The sequence below is a fragment of the Litoreibacter janthinus genome (genome assembly GCF_900111945.1).
GTDB classification, from domain to species: domain Bacteria; phylum Pseudomonadota; class Alphaproteobacteria; order Rhodobacterales; family Rhodobacteraceae; genus Litoreibacter; species Litoreibacter janthinus.
Window position 1 is genome coordinate 2652813 of sequence record NZ_FOYO01000001.1, and the last position, 17712, is coordinate 2670524.

The following is a 17712-nucleotide window of genomic DNA, read 5'->3' on the forward strand; positions in this document are numbered from 1 at the left end:
GTCCAAGGGGCAATGCTTACCGACGCGGATCTGACCGAGGCCGGACAAATCCATCAAGACCGCGACGAAGCCCAAGGTGCGGCGTTCGCAGGGTCTGGCGTCCCCGCAGCAGGAGGCATGATCGCGTTCAATAAAGAGGGCGACGCTTTCGTTCAACCCGGCACCGTATTTGCCCAAGGCAAACAAGGGCATTTCAGGCTTGGGGCAACTGAGAAAGAAGGCCGTGACCTCTCGTCCGCATTTGCCTTGCAAGAAGATCTACCAAACGGCCCTGACCTGACCAAGGGGTTGGTCTATGTGGATGTCTGGGAGCGCCCGATTATGGCGCATGAGCAGCCCTACTTGGCCGATGCAGGGCTTCACGGGGCCGAAACCTCATACCGGACCCGCACGCTGGTCCAGATTAAAAGCCTGCCCGAGTTCAGCAGTGTGGAAGACTTACCAAAGGCCCTATCCGGGCACCCGGCCTTCAGGGCAAAAGGAAACGCAGAATTATCCCTAAAGCTGGCGCAAACTACGACAGAGTTTGACGCCTGCGATCCCTGCGCTGAACTGATCAGCATCGACAAGGTGCTGCCGAATGCTCTGATCCGCTTTGAAGTTATCTCTGTAGAACGCGACGGCAAGGGAAGTCTGTCCGCCATCCGTCTTGCTTGGTCGTCCGAAAACGCGGAGGCGGTGGAGCCGCTCGACACCCGCACAGCGCTAGAGCGGGATAAAGCCGTATACGAGTATTTTTCCGCCTCCACCGAAGCCCAACTGGGCTATTTCCATGAGGCCCACGTCCCCGCGCGCGGTGCCTTCTCGACGGACCTGAGCTCCGACACTCCAGATGATCCGACACTGCCCAAGAACACGCCAGCGCTTGGCTACACCCATGTGCGCCGTTGGGACGGCATGGTGCGATTGCCGCTGGACACCAAATCCAAAGTCACCGGTCCCAGTGCCGCGAGCGCCAAGCCAAGCGTCAACACCGCCGAAATTACGTTGACCACCGAGTTCTTCACTGTGCAGCTTGAGCATGGCGGCAAAGAAATGGTCGCGGGTGACTACTGGTTGGCGGAGTTGCGCCGATATGCCCCCGAAGACGAGCAAGCCTTACTGAACGGTGAGCCATTGGGCCGCCCGCAGCCGCCTTTGGGTCCATTGCACCATTTCTGCCCGTTGGGCTTTAGCGACTCCGAAACACTTCTCCCTCTTCCTGACACCTTGCGTCGTCGCCTCTCGTTTCCGACGCTTGCAGATTTGCCTGCGGGTCATGTCAGCTATGACTCCGATCCCGATTGCGATCTGTTGGGCGGCACCGAAACTGTCCAGGACGCGCTGGATCGTGTCTGCGAGATCGACGCGACGCACGTGGCCTTCACTCCCTCCGACGAGGCATGTGACACGCTGAAAAATTCCAGTTCCGTCGATGATGCTTTGAACGCACTGTGCCGCGCTGACGACAACAAACAGCTACAACTGATGCTCCGCACGATGATGGATTGGGGCGTGGTATGCGGACTGAGCGCACAACTCACCCCTGATGGCATCGAGCTTGGCGGCGGCGTCGCACTGGATCGCAACGGCACCCTGCACGAGGTGACGCGTCAGACGATCAAGCTCGACGGCCTCTCGCCGGAACAGCTCTTGCACGCCAAGGATGTGAAGAACTTCGAGGCCTATTCCAAAACGAATGATGAAATCTGCCTCGCGCTCGGGGTGAACGGAAATGCGCAGACCATCTTTCTGGCCCCCGCGCACCTGATCTACCGAGATGCGGACCTCACCTTGTCGGACCAGGTACAGATTTGCCTGCAAGGAAAAGGTGCCCTCACCAAGAGCGAACTGTTCGAAAAGCTGCCAGACCAACCCGTTCGGATGCGCACGCTTACCAAAATTCACATCTGCCTGCGCAACGCAATCAGCGTCATCGACAATGTCGAACTAACGTCAACCGAAGTGAAACAAGGCAATCTGCTTTTGAACGAGTTGATCGACGAATACGGGCGCGCCCTGAAGAACTCTGGCGACCCACTGTGGGAGGCAAAAAAGAACGAGCTGCAAACCATTAACGAGACGTTGGACAAGGATCTCCGCGATTCCGGCATCAAGGGCTCTGAGGGACAGCGCGATCTGGTCAGCATGACATTGCGCTATGCGGCGATCATGAAAAAGGACGAAGAGTTCCGCCTCGATTGCCTGTGCGATAATGTTATCCCCGATTGCCCCGGACTGGACACGAACGAATGGAGCTTGATCCCGCTCGCCTGCGTGACCTTGTCCAACTACTCCGCAGGAAAGGTCGCGGCCACGGATGTTTGCATGATGTGCTGTCGCAAGCAGGCCAACACACCTCGCAGCCAGCGCTTCTATTTGGGCGATGTCGTGGGCGATATTCTGGCAGGCGTCAAAGAGCTTTGCGCCGAAGAACAATTGCGCGCCGAAGCCAGTCCTGCCGTCCGCCTTCGCGAATGGTTGCGCGAAGCGGGCGCCGCCCCGTGGGATCCGCCCTATGGCACTCCGCTTTGGCCCCCGAAGCCAACCTATGGCGGCAGCGTGACGACCACGAACAGTGGTCAAACCATCGGTGGCGCGGCGTCCGTGCTGAACCAGTGGCAACGCGCCGACAACCCAGAAATCGAGGACGTGACAGGCAAAACCGTCGAGGATTCGCTGTCACTGCTCAAGAACGCAGGTTTCGAGCTTTCGGAACCGCCAGTGGTATCGAGCATCGACGAATTGCTAGCACTCGCCCCAGAGGGCAAACCATTGCTCAACCGCCGCCCGCAGAAGGGCGACACCGTTGCATTGCTCGCCAAAGGCGAGACGGCGATCGAGTTTGTTGTCATCAAACAAGCGTTCTTCTTCGGTAGGCTCATGGTGCCGCTCTTCACAGGGACGTTCCTAGGCGGGCAGCTTGCGGCCGACACAACTGAAACTGGTAAGCGCAGTAGTGGCTCAGCCGCGAGTGATACGAAAGCCAAGGATACGGATATTGTCTTTCAGCCGGGGTTACTGGCAAACGCCAAGGTCACCGCCGCTGCCATTGCAATCGCGCTTGAAAACCAGCCGAAGGAAGACACTCGCAAGGACGAAGCCAAACGGGCAACGACGCCCGCGGCGGCCATCAACCGAGAGACGAACGTCATCCTGTCAATGCCTCCCGCGCGAAATTTGGGAACGGGAGCGAGCGCTACTACGCCGCCCACCCCAACGGAAACTCGCACGAAAAAGCGCGCACTCCGCGCTGAACGTGCAGCGAGGCGGCGCACCACCAAGCCCAAAAGGTCATCTTAGGTGACGTTGAAATGCAAGGTGGATAAATCATGAAAACCAAGGCGCGCACAGTCACCCGAACGGCACGGCCCCAAAGGTCGGTGGTTCCTGTGCGCCGCCCGCAGCCATCGCTTGCGCGCGCGGTCCTTATTCAGCCTTCGCTCACTGTTGGGGCGGTCAATGATCCGGCGGAACGGGAGGCCGAAACCATGGCCGCGCGCGTCGTTGGGGCGACGGCACCAACTCAGACCTCCCCCCCTGTTGCCGCTGCCGGTGGGGCTGGACCAGCCACCGCCGCCCCCCTACGGCGCGACGCCACCAGCCAGCCCAATCTGGATGAGCTCACCCCCGACCCCGCCCCTGCGGAGCATCAGGATTTCGAACTGCCCACAGAAAACGATGTTGCGGCCGACGGTCTGGAAGCCACTGACATGGACGAGCTGGAAAGTGGCGAGCCTATGGCCGCTGGCGGCAGTGCCGAAGGCGCGGTTCAGGCCTCTGCCGCTCCGCAGGCTGCCGTCGGACGCATGGGTGGCCGGGCACCCGCCGATGTATCGCGCCTTGTCGCCAACCCCGGCCCCGGTCGCCCCTTGCCAAACGGGGTGCGGCAGAGGATCGAGCCTCATTTTGGCACCAGCTTCGAGCATGTCCGCCTCCATGACGGCCCCGCCGATCAAGACGCCGCTGCCCGCATTGGTGCCCGCGCCTTTGCCCACCGCAACCGCATCTGGCTGGGGCGTGGCGAAAGCCCCACCAACACGCGGCTCATGGCTCATGAACTGACGCACGTCGTGCAACAGACCGAAGGCGCGGATCGCCTGCCCATCAACCGCAGGCAGGGCCAAGACGGTGTTGTGCAGCGCGAGCCGATACGCCGCGAGGAGGAGGAAGGCTGGCTGTCAGGTAAATTGGAAGGCTACGCGCGCCATGTGCCGGGCTACACGCTGATCACTGTGCTGGTCGGCAAGCGCCTGATCTCCGGCAAGAAGGTCCCGATGACCGCCTCCAACCTGCTGGAAGGGCTATTTGGCCTGATCCCGCTTGGCACCGTCCTGTTCGACAAGCTCAAAGAAGCCAAAGTCGTTGAAGATGCGTTCGCGTGGACCAAGCTGCGACTGTCTCAGTTGAACATCACATGGAGTCGCGTCAGCGGCCTGATCGACAAGATCTGGGACGCGCCTTGGTCCGGGACGATCAAATACATCATCGGCCTGTTCGCGCCCTTGGTGCGCGATATCATCACGTTCGCCACCGATGTCGGCAAAAAGGTTCTGGAGCTGATCGTGCAAGGCGCGTTGAAGCTCGCTGGGCCTTGGGCCGCGAAGGTTTGGGGCGTCTTGCAAGGCGCAGGTCAGGTGCTTGGTCTGATCGTGAAAGATCCACTTGGCTTCGCCATGAACCTTGTCAGGGCCGTCGTCGGCGGGTTCAAGCAGTTCGGCACCAACATTCTGGCGCATCTAAAAAAGGGCCTTCTGGGCTGGCTTTTCGGGGCCGTCGCCAAGGCAGGCATCACCATGCCCGAAAAGCTGGATTTCAAAGGGCTTATGTCGCTTGCGATGCAACTTCTTGGCATCACCTATGCCAATTTTCGCAAAGAGCTGGTCAAAAAGCTCGGCCCATCAGGTGAGCGTAAAGTCGCGATGATCGAGGCATCGGTCGAAATCGTGCGTGTCCTGCTGAAGGAAGGGTTCGCAGGCATCTGGCAAAAAATGCTGGAGATGATCGAGAACTTCAAATCCACGTTGATCGGCGGGCTGATCAGCATGGTTACGACGTCGATCGTCAAGGCGGGCATTGGCCTGCTTGCCGGGCTCTCGAACCCGATTGGCGCAGTGGTGAAGGTGGTGTTGTCCATCTACAACCTGATTGTCGCCTTTGTTGAGCGGCTCGACCAGATCATGGCCGTTGCCCAGTCCATTTTCTCGTCCATTGGTGCCATCGCCAGAGGTCAGGTTTCGTCTGCCGCAAACTTCATTGAAGAGACGATCGGGCGCACGGTGCCGGTTGTCATTTCATTCCTCGCAGCGGCGTTCGGCATCACCGGAATATCCACCAAAATCAGAGAGATCATCGCCAGACTTCAAGCGCCGGTGAAAAAGGCTATGGGCAAAATGATCGGCTTCGTCATCAAGAAAGCGAAAGCGCTCTTTTCGAAACTGATCGGCAAGCTGAACGGCAAGCGAAAGCTGCCGTCCAAGGCATTCAAGATCGGACGCACCCCTCACACCCTTTATGGCAAGTATGTCGGCAAGAAGGTCGAGGTGTATATGGCCTCCGAAGACGGGCCACTAAGCGGCAAAGGCCCAGCCACAAATGCCGAGACTGCCGATAACAAAGAGAAAAGCGCGACCGAAGCGTCCAACACTCTGGAGAAATCCAGCAATGAATCCGCGTCCGAAACCGGAGAAGTTACCAGCGGCATCGACCCGCAATCCCAAAAGCAGAACAATCAAACCAAATACGCAACCCTGCACGCCGAGCTCATCGAAGCGGCAGAGGAGTTCGAACGCTTGGGCTTGGATATCGAAAAGAACCCCTTCCTCGATACCTCGGGCAAAGGTCAGTCCCTCCTGCGCAACAAAGAGCCGCGTTCCGAGTTTTTCGAGGGTACGGTCGACACCTATAGTAAACTCACTGCTGCTGCCTCGAAGAATGATCCCAAAGACGGCTATCGGCTTTCAAGATTCTACGAACTGGATCACACCATCGAAAAGCGGTTTCCCTTGGGGGTCTTCGAACAGCTCCATGTTCTGAATGATCTGTCAGGAACACCACAGCTGGACTCTGAATTCTTACGGGCATCGCGGCAGAAAAAGGCGAATAAAACCGGCATCAATGCGTTGCCGGGCACCAGCCTGGAAGCCAGCGTTCAGAAAGAAGCGGCTCCCGTACTGGGACTGCTCAACAGTAAAGCCACAGGCGACAAGATCGGCCCGGACGCCGGAGGCTTCCCTGCTATGGCGGTCTACCACCGCAACCATATTCAGGGCAAAGGCAAGAACCTTCCAGACGCCAGCACGATCATAAAAGCTGCCCTGTCAAAGAAAACTGTCGACGAGCGGGTGAGTGATGTCAAATCAGCGATCAAAGCACAACTCAACGCCGAGGCCGAGGATATCAAAGCAATTTATCAAGCCGATCCGTCTGCTTCTGATCTCGTAAAAACCAACGTCATTAAGGGGATAGAAGCACTGAAGGCACAGAACATGGCGCTTTACGGGCTCGACCGCGTGCAACCCAAACGAACGCCACACACACTCGCCACCGCCAAGGCCAATAACGGCAGCGACATCCTGTTCGAAGGCGGTCAGGCGAATGGAAATGACCTGATCAAAATCGAAGGAATTGGCATGAAATACGGCGCGCGCTCATCGAAGATAGGAGACTTTATCGAGTATGATCACATCCTCGACAAGGCCTTCGTCCATGCCGCCAAGAGCCATAAAATCATCGACGCACACGAAAAATTGCCGGTCAAACTAGCCTCCGACAAAAACGCGACGTCAAAACTTCAAGCCCGTTTGGACCGTTTGGCTGAGCTGGAGGCCACGCCTCTATTTTCCGACAAACCCAAAGTTTTGGGCTATGCTGACGATGACGGCTTTGCCGTGCCCATTTATCGACCGCTGGCGACTGAAGTGACTTCGGCCGTCAAGCAACCCGTCGACACCGTGAGAGCACCGGTCAAGACCGCCGACTATCAAAGCGACGCCGCGGAATATGTGCGATCTGGCATTCCCGCAGCACGGTTAAGCTTCGTCGCCAAGAAACGGGCCGCAATCCAGCGTGTTTTGGAGTCGCGGACCGCCAACCACGCCAGCGCGGTGCGGGAGGTATATTTGCCCGAAGTGGCAAAGGTGAAGACCATCAATTCGGACCCGGCCGGTGCCGAGCGTAAGATGAAAATTGTATTAAAGAATCTGTATGTTTCCCTGAGAAAGGCGGAATCCGAAACCGTCAAGCTCTTCCAATAAAACGAAATTTGATTTGGAGAATGACACATGCCCCTATCCCCCGCCTCCACTGAACTCGGCTTCTTTCGCTCGTCAGAAAGCCGCGACAGCAAATACGATCCTTCTGCTATTGGTCTTGCCTTCTCTGGCGGCGGATATCGTGCGTCATTGTTCCACGCAGGCGCAGTAATCCGCCTGAACGAGTTGGGCATCCTGTCTCGTGCATCGCGCATCGCTTCAGTCTCGGGCGGGTCAATCACCACCGGTATTCTGGCGATGAACTGGGACAAGATCGATTGGAACGGCAAAGCCCCCCACGTCGCGACCCATGAAGCCATGAGCGAGCATTTCATCAAGCCGCTGATGGCCGCGACAAGTCTGAGCATAGATGTTGGCGTGTCGGTGCTTGGGCTGGTGCCCGGGATTTCGGGCGGCAACCAACTGGCGAGATCTTATGACAAACACATCTTTCACAACAAGAAGCTGAACACGATCACCGCCAGTCGCCGTTTTCTGTTTTGTGCGTCAAACCTTCAGACCGGTGGGCTGGTGCGGTTCACCAAGGAATATGTGGCGGATTGGCAGGCGTTCATATCGACCACCCACAATGTCAAACTCAGCGAAGCCGTTGCGGCCTCCTCCGGCTTCCCGCCGATACTTGCCCCGCTGCGCCTCGACCTGAGCGACGAGACCGTGACCGCCCCCGCAGGCGCACGCTACGACTCCGAAGCATTGCGCACGAACCCTGTGCTGGTTGATGGCGGCGTCTATGACAATATCGGGCTGGAGCCGATCTGGAAGCGATGCGGTATCCTGTTCGCTTCCAACGCGGGATCGAACAACCCCGCCAAGGCCTCGCAATTCCGGCTGGGCATGATGATGCGCATCGTGAACACGTTTCTGGACGTGTCGGTAAACTGGCGCGAAAGGATGCTGGTCAACATGTTCCGCAACCAACTGTCAGACGGGTTGAAAGAGCGCAACGGCGCGTATTGGACCATAAAGACACCAACAACCAATCTGGCATGGGACGGTTTCAAAGCAAGCCCCGCACAACTCAAACTGGCCTCAGACATGGCGACACGCCTGAAAAAGTTCCCGATAGATAACCAACGCGCGGCGGTCTTGGCAGGCTATTCCTATGCCGATGCCACGATCCGCAAATTCGTGATGCCAGAAGCCCCTGCCCCTGACGCCGCGCCGGTGCTGCCATGATGCCAGACTTCCGACCACCGCGCAGGCTGAACGTCTTTGCGTTTGATCCATCCACCGCGCGCAGCTTCGCCCATCGGGGCGCACGCACCGTCAAGATCACCCTGCCGTTCGAATTGGACCCGCAGGATCCGGCCAAGCCGTTTTTCGGCCCCAAAGGCAACTATGTCGAAGTGGTGGATTTCGACCCCGCCAGCCGAGCCTTTTACGCGCCGGTCAATCTCAATGACGATGCGACCATGTTCAATGACGGGTTGCGCCCCTCGCCCGAGAACCCGCAGTTCCACCAGCAAATGGTCTATGCAGTCTCGATGAACACGATCGCCGCGTTCGAAGAGGCTTTGGGTCGCGTGATCCAGTGGGCTCCAACGGTGCGCAAGATCGAAACCAAGGGCAAAGACCCTGACTGGAGCTATGAATTCACCCGACGTTTGCGCATCTATCCCCACGCTTTGCGCGAGGCCAACGCCTACTACAATCCCGACAAAAAGGCCCTGCTCTTCGGCTATTTCACCGCAGGCCCCAACAGCACCAGCGCCCCGTCCGGCACCACGGTTTTCACTTGCCTGAGCCATGACATCATTGTCCACGAGACCGTCCACGCCATCTTGGACGGGCTTCATCCCAGCTTCGCTGAAGACGCCAACCCTGACATGCGGGCGCTGCACGAGGCGTTCGCCGATATTATTGCGCTGTTCCAGCTGTTCTCGTTCCCTTCGGTGCTGGAGGATCAGATCGCCAAGACCCGTGGCGATCTCAGTCGACAGAACCTGCTGGGCGAACTGGCGCAGGAATTTGGCCAAGCCGTCGGGCGCGGTGGCGCATTGCGCGACTTTTTGGGTGGCGTGAACGAGCATGGGGTTTGGAAAGCCAAAGAACCCGACCCGACAAAACTGCGCGATGCGACAGGCCCGCATGAACGCGGCGCGGTCCTTGTTGCAGCGGTGTTCCGCGCCTTTCTGACGATCTACAAAACCCGCGTCGGTGATCTATTCCGCATCGCCTCCAACGGGTCTGGTGTTCTGCGTGACGGCGCGATTGACCCAGACCTGAAGCGTCGCCTTGCGGCAGAAGCCGCTCAATGTGCGCGCCGTGTCATGCGCATCTGCATCCGTGCGATGGACTATACCCCGCCGGTCAATGTCAGCTTTGGGGATTACCTACGCGCAATCATAACCGCAGATAGCGATCTGTTCCCTGAAGACACCCAGAGCTACCGCGCGGCGTTTATCGAAGCCTTCGCCAGCTGGGGCATCCTGCCCGAAGGCATGCCTGCCATATCGGAGCCCGCATTATGCTGGCCGACCCTTGCCGTGGCCGAAGCCGACCGTCAGGCCCTGCGCGGAATTTCCGAAAACATGGACTGGCTCGACAAAATCCATTCCAATCTAGGGCTTATGCTGTCCCAGCCCCGAAAAATGCTGTCCCACTTCGCCAGCCCGATGAGCCACACCGGCAAAGAACGCCGCGCGCGCTATCAGGCCGAAGTGCAACGCGCGGAGCTTGAGGCGCAACGCGTCGGCTTGTTGGTGCATGAACGTCTGACCCGCTTCAACGACGCGAGCACGACCATGACGGTCAAGGAAAAGGTGCCAGCCCGTGCATTGCAACTGGATCTAAACTTGCTGGAGGTTGATGACAGCCGCGACCGCGAAATCGTCTACCACGCCTCCAGCCACTATCAGCGGCTGTTGTGGCTACTGATGAACTCTGCAAGCTCGCCCCGCTTTGCCGAACTCAGCGGGCTGACCTTTTCGCCTGACGCCCCCGCCACCGTGCGCCGCTCCCGCACCACCGAATTGCCCTCGCTGCATGTCGCAGCCTTGCGCATCGCCCGCAGGCTGGGCCAAGGCGGGCGGCCGGAACGTGAATACGTGATCGAGGTGATCCAGACGCGGCGCGGCTACCTAGACCCAGACAGGCAGGCCCATGAGGATGCCCGCCCCATTGATCCAAGAGACTCCAATCGCGATTGCGACTTCAAATTTCGCGCAGGAACCACCTTTTTGGTCGACGCGCGCAGCTTCAAGATCACACGGCTGATCCGCTCCACCCATGCGGTGGACGATCCGGCCGGGCTTGCCTCCTGCCGCACCTATATCGACAGCACCGACGCGCGCACAGCCAATGCATTCTACTCCGGTCGCTCCTCGCGCGCGGCGGCCTTTGCCGATCTGCACCACCCGCCCCATGTGAAGGACGGTTTCCAATGACCAAGCCCCCGACCCCACGACTGAAGGCCCCGAAATCCGGCGCACGCGTCAGAATGTATCGGCAAGGCCATGGCGACTGTTTCTTGCTGACCTTCAAGCGCAGCCGCAGCCCTAAGCCATTCTTTATGCTGATCGATTGCGGTCGCAAGAAAGGCAGCACGCCGGATGACTTGGTGGCAAAAGAGATCGACATCGACGCCGTCATTGAAGAGATCTGGAAAGACACTGGCGGCAAGTTGGATGTGGTTGTGGTCACGCACGAGCATGAGGATCACGTCTCCGGCTTTCCCAAGGCGGGCGACGACACACATCCGTTCTCGAAGTTTCATGTCGAAGACCTCTGGCTTGCTTGGACGGAAGACGAAACCGACGCGGATGCCAACCGTTACCGCGAGATTTACGGAGACAAGCTGCTGACCTTGGCCCTCGCCCACGAGAAGCTCACCGCGTTGCAGGGCATCGGTGCGCCCGAAGGGGCAGCAGAAGAGATCGCGGAGTTTCTGGAGCTTGAGACGGGCCACAGAACCGGCGCGGCGGTCTTGAAAGAGGCCTGTATCGAAATGGGCGTCGCCCCACGCGACATGATCGAAGGGCCGGAACACGCTTTTGCCGCCGCGCGCAGCACCAAAATTCGCGGCAAACGCTACAAGGAACGGCTTGCCGGGCTGCGATCGATGGTGAAAGGCGAGATTAAGTTCTTGTCCCCCGGTGATCCGCCTCTTGCGCTGAAAGGCGTGAAAGATGTGCGCGTCTTCCCCTTCGGCCCACCGCGCGACCAACACTTGCTCACCAGCCTCGATCCACGCCAATCCGAGGAGTTTCACCTTGGGCCATTTGCCATGGGCGATGTCGGCGCAGGCTTGTTCGCAGCGTTTGACGGGGACACGAAGGGCAAAAGCTCTTCGCCCTTCGCACCGCGCTACGTCATTGCCGAAGGCGAGATCAGCGACAGCGTGAAGGAAGACGCAGCACCCGAGCGGTCTTATCTTTCGAGGACCTATTTGGCCGAGGATGCAGCGGACCGCCGCATCGATGGCGACTGGATGGGAGAGGCCGAAGGGTTGGCGCTTCGGCTGAATTCCGAAGTGAACAACACCTCGTTAGTGCTTGCTTTTGAATTGGAAAAGAGCGGCAAGACCATGCTGTTCACCGGCGATGCGCAGCGCGGATCATGGGTGTCTTGGGCTGATCTGTCATGGCAGATCGACGGCGCGACGATCACCGCAAAAGATCTGCTGGCCCGCTGCACATTTTACAAGGCGGGGCATCACGGGTCTCACAATGCCACGCTCAACGGCTCGCTGGACAGCGCCCACCCCAACCTCAACTGGATGGCCCAAGGCGCTTATGCGAATGATTTTGTGGCGATGGTGCCGTCCAACAAAACTTGGGCCTGGGGCAAATCGCGACCGTGGCGGCATCCCATGAAGGCGATCGAACACGCGCTGATCGATAAAACACGATCCAGATTGCTGATGATTGAACCCCACACACCTGAGCGTCACGACGCTCATGCAGGGCCGGAATTCGACGCGATGTGGGAGGCTTTCCTGAACGCCACCCGCAGTGAAGAGGTGGCGATCGAGTATGTGGTCGAGGACACCCCGGTGGCTCCGTAAGAAGCGGGTCGCAAGATTATGTTTTATATCCATAAATCCAGTCTTGCTGGCGGTGTATTAAGGCGGGCGACAAGCGGGACGCAACGGCCATTGGAGCGTAAGTTGCAACCTGTGACAGCGTGCTGTGACGGTGGAACATGTGCGAATTTGCGACAGATCGGGCCTGAACCTTGGTGACCCGCGGTTTGCGCGTCGCTTCGTAGCTTTGCAGCGCGCTTGTCTTATCGCCGTCCTGTGACAGAGCATCTGCCAGAACCACCGCATCTTCCAAGGCCATTACCGCACCTTGCGCCATAGACGGAAGCATCGGATGTGCCGCATCGCCCAGCAGTGTCACCGGCCCATCGCACCATTTGGCAAGCGGGGGTCGACCATACAGCGCCCACCGGAACAATCCGGTCGACGCCTCCAGCACCGACCTTAAACAAGGTTGCCAATCGCCAAAATCGGCCAATGCCTCTTCAACGTTGCCCGGAATGGACCAGCCTTCTTCGGTCCAGCTGTCCTGCTCGACGATGCCCACGAAGTTCACATGGCTGCCGCCTTTGATCCGCGTGGTCACCGCATGTTTTTTGCGGCCAGCCCAGATGACGCCAATTGGCGGCGGGGCGTTTTCCCCTAAAGCCGCCACGGGCACCACAGCGCGCCACGCCACGTTTCCTGTAAAACGAGCGCGATCCCCACCGCACATTTGCTGGCGGATTTGAGAGCGCACGCCATCCGCCCCGACAAGGATGTCGCCAAACACGCGGTCACCACGGTCCAGATAGACAGACGCGCCGCCGCGCTCCCGCACATATCCCGTGATGCGCGCGTTGGTCCGCACCCGTGCGGATGGCTGCGCACGCAGCGCTTTTGCCAGCGCCGAGTGGAGGTCCGCACGGTGTATCTGGATAAACCGGTTGCCCCAACGCGCTTCGGCAGTGCCTTTCATCGGCAGCCGGAATATTTGTCGGCCTGTGCGCCCCATTCGCAGCTCGATTGCCTCAGGCTCGAACAACGCACCTTCAATCAACGGGGTCACGCCCAAACGATCAAGCACGGCCATCCCGTTCGGGCTGATTTGAAGGCCTGCGCCAACTTCTGCCAGCTCTGGCGCCTGCTCCAATACCTCGACTTCCCAGCCCGTTTGCGCCAGCGCCAGACCACAAGCCAGACCGCCGATACCGCCGCCCGCAACTACTGCGCGTTTTTTGGTCATGAAACTTAGCCGCCCCGATTTTTCTTGCCGATGTCTTTTTCGCGACGATACGCAGGTTCCGGGTGGCGCGAAAGACCCCTGCTGCGCCATAGTGGCAAAACACCGCTGGAGCCACGCATGACCCTGCCCGTTATTCCGCTTTCCACTGTGCGCCACCATCATCTGGCGCGGCATAGGCTATGTGAAGCGCCGACCGGACTTGGGAAAGCCGGTGATTTGCACCAGATGCTGCAAGACCTGACTTTCGTGCAACTTGATAGCATCAACACCGTCGCGCGCGCCCACCATATGATCCTGCACGCCCGCCGGACCAATTATCGCCCCAAAGCGCTCGACAAGCTATTGGCAGACCGCCTCGTCTTCGAGCACTGGACCCATGATGCCTCAGTGATTGATATGGATAATTTTGGTCATTGGCGGCTGAAATTCGCGCGTGATGCGGCCAATCTGCGGGTGCGCTACAAGAATTGGCACCGCGACGGGTTCGAAGAAAGATTTGCGACAGTCCTCAAACGCATTTCCGATTATGGTCCCTGCTGTTCCGCTGATGTGGGCGAAGATGAAAAAAAGGGCTCTGGCGGCTGGTGGGATTGGCATCCGTCAAAAACCGCGCTGGAATATCTGTGGCGCGCGGGTGAGCTTTCCGTCACCCGCCGCGAGGGCTTTCGCAAGTTCTACGACCTGACAGAACGGGTTATTCCCCCCGAGCATCTCAACCAAAGGTTCACTCCCGAAGAGACGATCGACCACGCCTGCACCACGGCGATGGACTGTTTGGGCTTTGCCACCTCGGGCGAACTGGCCGCCTTTTGGGATATCATCACCCCAGCCGAGGCGCGGGACTGGTGTGCCGCCCAACTCGCAGCGGGCGACCTGATCGAGGTGATGTTGGACACCGCCCAAGGCAAACCCCGCCGCTCCTTCGCGCGGCCGGACGTGCTGGATGTGCCACTGATGGAGCCGACCAAGCGCGTGCGCATTCTCTCCCCGTTCGATCCTGCGTTACGGGATCGCAAACGGACCGAACGCCTGTTCGGCTTCCACTACCGGATCGAGGTTTTTGTTCCGGAGGCCAAGAGGCAATACGGCTACTACGTGTTCCCGGTGATGGAAGGCGACCGCATGATCGGACGCATTGATATGAAGGCCAACCGAGCGCAAGATGTGATGTCCGTGCGCGCTTTTTGGCCCGAACGTGGCGTGCGCATGGGCAGCGGTCGCATCAAAGCGCTGGAAACTGCGATCGCCCGCAGCGCAGCCCTTGCAGGCACCACCAACCTGGAGTTCGCAAAAGGTTGGCTGCGGTAAAAGGTTGATTTCTTTGCGCTTTACGGCGATGAACATCTGACTGCATTTGGAGGCCCCATGACCGAGACCCAACTGCGTGAGCAGATTTGCCTGCTGGCGAAATCCATGTTTGATCGCGGCCTCACTGGAGGCTCGACTGGTAACATCTCGGCCCGCACCGAGGATGGTGGTTTGCTTGTGTCGCCCACCGGCACATCGTTCGGGCGTCTGGACCCTGCCCGTCTGTCCCGCTTTGATCCAAGCGGCCAGTTAGTGGACGGCGACCCGCCAACCAAGGAAATGCCCCTCCACGCTGCCTTTTACGACACACGTTCGAGCGCGGGGGCCGTTGTCCACCTTCATGCCTGCCACTCTGTTGCGTGGTCGATGATGCCCGATGCGGACGAGGATAATTTCCTGCCGCCGCTCACCCCCTATGCGATCATGAAGCTGGGCAAGGTCAAACTGCTGCCCTTCTTCATGCCCGGCGATCCTGCGATGGGTGAAGCCGTGCGCGGGCTAGAAGGTAAACGGACCGCGGTAATGCTTGCCAATCACGGGCCCGTGGTGGCTGGCAAGGATGTCGAAGCCGCCTGCAATGCGATTGAAGAGCTGGAAGACACCGCCCGCCTCGCCCTGCTGATGCGCGGATACAACCCGCGGATGCTCAGTGCAAAACAGGTCCAAAACCTCGTAACCAAATTCGATGTGGAGTGGGAATAATGGTGAAGTTTTCAGCCAATCTGGGCTTTCTATGGAACGACCTGCCCTTACCCGATGCGATCCACAATGCCAAAGAGGCAGGCTTTGTCGCTGTGGAGCTGCACTGGCCTTACGCCACGCCTTCCGCCGAGGTCAAAGCTGCTTTGGACGAAACCGGCTTGCCGTGTCTGGGCCTGAACACACAGCGCGGTGACGTTGCCGCCGGAGACAACGGCTGCGCCGCCATTCCCGGACGCGAGTCCGAAGCGCGAGGTTACATTGACGAGGCGTTGGCCTACGCCCGCGAGATCGGGGCTATGAATGTCCATGTCATGGCGGGCTTTACCGACCAAAGCGCTGCGACTAAGGCCACCTTCGCCCAGAATTTGCGCTATGCCTGCGCCCAAGCCGCCCTGACGCAACGCACGATCTTGATCGAGCCGTTGAACCACCGCGATGCAAATGGCTATCACATCGGCACCGTCCCGCAGGCGCAGGAGGCGCTAGCAGACGTCGATCTGCCAAATCTGAAAATCATGTTTGACTGCTATCACCTGCAAATCATGCAGGGCGATCTTCTGAACCTTTTCAAAGGGTGTCAGAAGCAGGTCGGCCACGTGCAATTCGCCGCCGTGCCTGATCGTGGTGAGCCCGACACGGGCGAGGTGAATTTCCCGAGGCTTCTGCCTGAACTGGCGAAGCTGGGATGGGCCACCCCATTCGGCGCAGAATACAAGCCGCGTGGCGCTGTAGAATCTGGTCTTAGCTGGATGAATTCATACAGTTAGGGCGCGATCTTCATCTCTGCTACAAGCTTCACCAAAGCTTTGAAGTCCGCGTCTTGGCTGTCCAAACTCATCACCGCGCGCTCTAATTCTTCCACTTGTGCAACGCTCAGGACGCTGCCCGCAAAGCGTCTGAATTTTGCAACGATCTCGGCTTCGGTGGGCTGTGGGTCAGGCCCGCCCGATGCCTCCACGACGCCGCTGTCGAAACGACGTCCATCGGTCAACGTCACCCGCACGGAGGCTTGCCGCCGCGCCGGATAGTCAGCTTCCAATGCGGGATCGACATGGGCGGTGGTCAGATGTGTGAGCCGGATCAGCTCTTTATCCTCGAAAGCTTCGGGCATCACCTCATCCACCCCGACCACGCCGCACGCAAAGGCGCAGGCCACGGGCCAAGCCAACGAATACTGCGCCTTGGGCGCGGTGTCAGGCACGCTCATGCTCAGGTCAGCGCTGTATTTGAAGGTATGAACCTCGACCGCCGCAATGTCTTTGGCATCAATTTCGTGGGCCACCTTAAGTCCCAAGGCGGCATCAATGGGCGCATGAGCCCACCGACAGATCGGATAGGGTTTCACATATTGTTGGCAGGTCAGCCATGACTTTCCCAGATCGGCCCAGTATCCTGCTGCGTCGTCAAACTCGATCGTTGCAGCGGGCGCTCCGGTAAAGCCATCCTCTGCGATAAGCAGCGCATAGAGCCCCACCGGCGCACCGAAACCGGTTCCGTCATGCAACATCGTCGGATTGGCGATCTCGCGCATCATCTGGCTGCGCGGGGCGTGATATTCCGCAATACCAAGCGCGTGCCGGAAGACGTCGTCCGATACCCCGCGCAACCGAGCGCCCATCACGACACAGCCAAGGGCATTCCACGCGCCCGATGTGTGATAGTCCGGCACCGTCCCGTGTAAGGCAGCAGCGGCGCGATAAGCGGTCTCGTAACCCGCGATCATCAGCACAAGAGCCTCGCGGCCAGACAGCGCTTTTGCATCCTCTGCCAACGCGAGCAGCGCAGGCAACAGCGCCGCCCCTGCGTGGCCCTTGGATGGCTGCCAGCCGTCATGTGCATCAAGGTTGTCTAACTGCGTCGCCATCGCAAACGCCGCCCCGGGCAAGGACGCCACGCGACCGTCAAATGCCAGCCGCGCTTTCGGGGCGTCTGGCCCAGCGGCCCAGTGGCGGACGGCGTGATCACGTGCGATGCGCCCTGCCTCTAAGCGGTGCGCTGCGGCCAGAACGCCAAGCAGGTCCAGAACCAGCAACTTGGCTGTGCTCATGACCTCTACCGGTAGTGCATCCGCATCCAGCCCGTGCAGCCATTTGCTCAGATCATCAAAAATCGGTTTGGGGCCGGCGAGCACTTCCATTTCGGTCATAAGAGATTTCCCTGTCGCAAAGACCATCCTTCGCCACGCTAGCGCGGTTGCAGTGTCATGCAAGCCGGGATTGCGGCCAACCCTCGGTCAATGGGAG

10 protein-coding genes are annotated in these 17712 nt (G+C 59.2%); 8 read left to right on the plus strand and 2 right to left on the minus strand.

What is annotated here, in order from left to right:
- Positions 1 to 12: 12 nt before the first annotated feature.
- The 5 genes from BM352_RS13250 to BM352_RS13270 are packed head-to-tail and all read left to right on the plus strand — an operon-like array spanning position 13 to position 12258.
- Entirely contained in the window at positions 13 to 3282 is a 3270-nt protein-coding gene (locus BM352_RS13250; RefSeq protein ID WP_090217638.1) for a hypothetical protein, read from the plus strand.
- A gap of 29 nt (positions 3283 to 3311) precedes the next feature.
- Positions 3312 to 7235, plus strand: coding sequence for an eCIS core domain-containing protein (locus tag BM352_RS13255; RefSeq protein ID WP_090217640.1), 3924 nt, complete (start codon positions 3312 to 3314; stop codon positions 7233 to 7235).
- Positions 7236 to 7262: 27 nt separating this feature from the next.
- Positions 7263 to 8429, plus strand: coding sequence for a patatin-like phospholipase family protein (locus BM352_RS13260; RefSeq protein WP_090217643.1), 1167 nt, complete (start codon positions 7263 to 7265; stop codon positions 8427 to 8429).
- Positions 8426 to 10639 carry a gluzincin family metallopeptidase gene (locus tag BM352_RS13265; RefSeq protein ID WP_139229832.1) on the plus strand — a complete coding sequence of 738 codons (2214 nt, stop codon included), beginning with the start codon at positions 8426 to 8428 and terminating at the stop codon, positions 10637 to 10639. Before BM352_RS13260 ends, BM352_RS13265 begins: the two co-directional genes overlap by 4 nt.
- Positions 10636 to 12258 (plus strand): ComEC/Rec2 family competence protein, encoded by a 1623-nt coding sequence (locus BM352_RS13270; protein ID WP_090217649.1) that lies wholly within the window; start codon positions 10636 to 10638, stop codon positions 12256 to 12258. The genes BM352_RS13265 and BM352_RS13270 overlap by 4 nt, the downstream gene beginning before the upstream one ends.
- 16 nt (positions 12259 to 12274) lie before the next feature.
- Here the strand turns inward: BM352_RS13270 and BM352_RS13275 are convergent, their stop codons facing one another.
- A complete protein-coding gene (locus BM352_RS13275) occupies positions 12275 to 13459 on the minus strand; it encodes an FAD-dependent monooxygenase (RefSeq protein WP_175500684.1) in 1185 nt (394 codons plus the stop codon).
- Between the two features lie 117 nt (positions 13460 to 13576).
- On the opposite strand from BM352_RS13275, the gene BM352_RS13280 reads away from it, so the two are divergent.
- From BM352_RS13280 to BM352_RS13290, 3 genes are read left to right on the plus strand one after another with little or no spacing between them, the layout of a single operon-like run.
- Positions 13577 to 14767 carry a winged helix-turn-helix domain-containing protein gene (locus BM352_RS13280; RefSeq protein ID WP_090217654.1) on the plus strand — a complete coding sequence of 397 codons (1191 nt, stop codon included), beginning with the start codon at positions 13577 to 13579 and terminating at the stop codon, positions 14765 to 14767.
- Between the two features lie 57 nt (positions 14768 to 14824).
- Positions 14825 to 15469, plus strand: a complete 645-nt coding sequence (otnC, locus tag BM352_RS13285) for a 3-oxo-tetronate 4-phosphate decarboxylase (protein ID WP_090217655.1) — start codon at positions 14825 to 14827, stop codon at positions 15467 to 15469.
- Entirely contained in the window at positions 15469 to 16236 is a 768-nt protein-coding gene (locus BM352_RS13290) for a hydroxypyruvate isomerase family protein (protein ID WP_090217657.1), read from the plus strand. The genes otnC and BM352_RS13290 overlap by 1 nt, the downstream gene beginning before the upstream one ends.
- On the opposite strand, the gene BM352_RS13295 is transcribed toward BM352_RS13290, so the two are convergent.
- On the minus strand, positions 16233 to 17615 hold the full coding sequence (locus BM352_RS13295) for an MmgE/PrpD family protein (RefSeq protein ID WP_175500685.1): 1383 nt from the start codon (positions 17613 to 17615) through the stop codon (positions 16233 to 16235). The two genes, BM352_RS13290 and BM352_RS13295, sit on opposite strands and share 4 nt — an antisense overlap.
- Positions 17616 to 17712 lie beyond the last annotated feature (97 nt).

Excerpts from the sequence above, each read along its gene's own strand:
- BM352_RS13250 (WP_090217638.1), top strand. The coding sequence starts at position 13 with ATGCTTACCGACGCGGATCTGACCGAGGCCGGACAAATCCATCAAGAC.
- BM352_RS13255 (WP_090217640.1), top strand. The coding sequence starts at position 3,312 with ATGAAAACCAAGGCGCGCACAGTCACCCGAACGGCACGGCCCCAAAGG.
- BM352_RS13260 (WP_090217643.1), top strand. The coding sequence starts at position 7,263 with ATGCCCCTATCCCCCGCCTCCACTGAACTCGGCTTCTTTCGCTCGTCA.
- BM352_RS13265 (WP_139229832.1), top strand. The coding sequence starts at position 8,426 with ATGATGCCAGACTTCCGACCACCGCGCAGGCTGAACGTCTTTGCGTTT.
- BM352_RS13270 (WP_090217649.1), top strand. The coding sequence starts at position 10,636 with ATGACCAAGCCCCCGACCCCACGACTGAAGGCCCCGAAATCCGGCGCA.
- BM352_RS13275 (WP_175500684.1), bottom strand. The coding sequence starts at position 13,459 with ATGACCAAAAAACGCGCAGTAGTTGCGGGCGGCGGTATCGGCGGTCTG.
- BM352_RS13280 (WP_090217654.1), top strand. The coding sequence starts at position 13,577 with ATGACCCTGCCCGTTATTCCGCTTTCCACTGTGCGCCACCATCATCTG.
- otnC (WP_090217655.1), top strand. The coding sequence starts at position 14,825 with ATGACCGAGACCCAACTGCGTGAGCAGATTTGCCTGCTGGCGAAATCC.
- BM352_RS13290 (WP_090217657.1), top strand. The coding sequence starts at position 15,469 with ATGGTGAAGTTTTCAGCCAATCTGGGCTTTCTATGGAACGACCTGCCC.
- BM352_RS13295 (WP_175500685.1), bottom strand. The coding sequence starts at position 17,615 with ATGACCGAAATGGAAGTGCTCGCCGGCCCCAAACCGATTTTTGATGAT.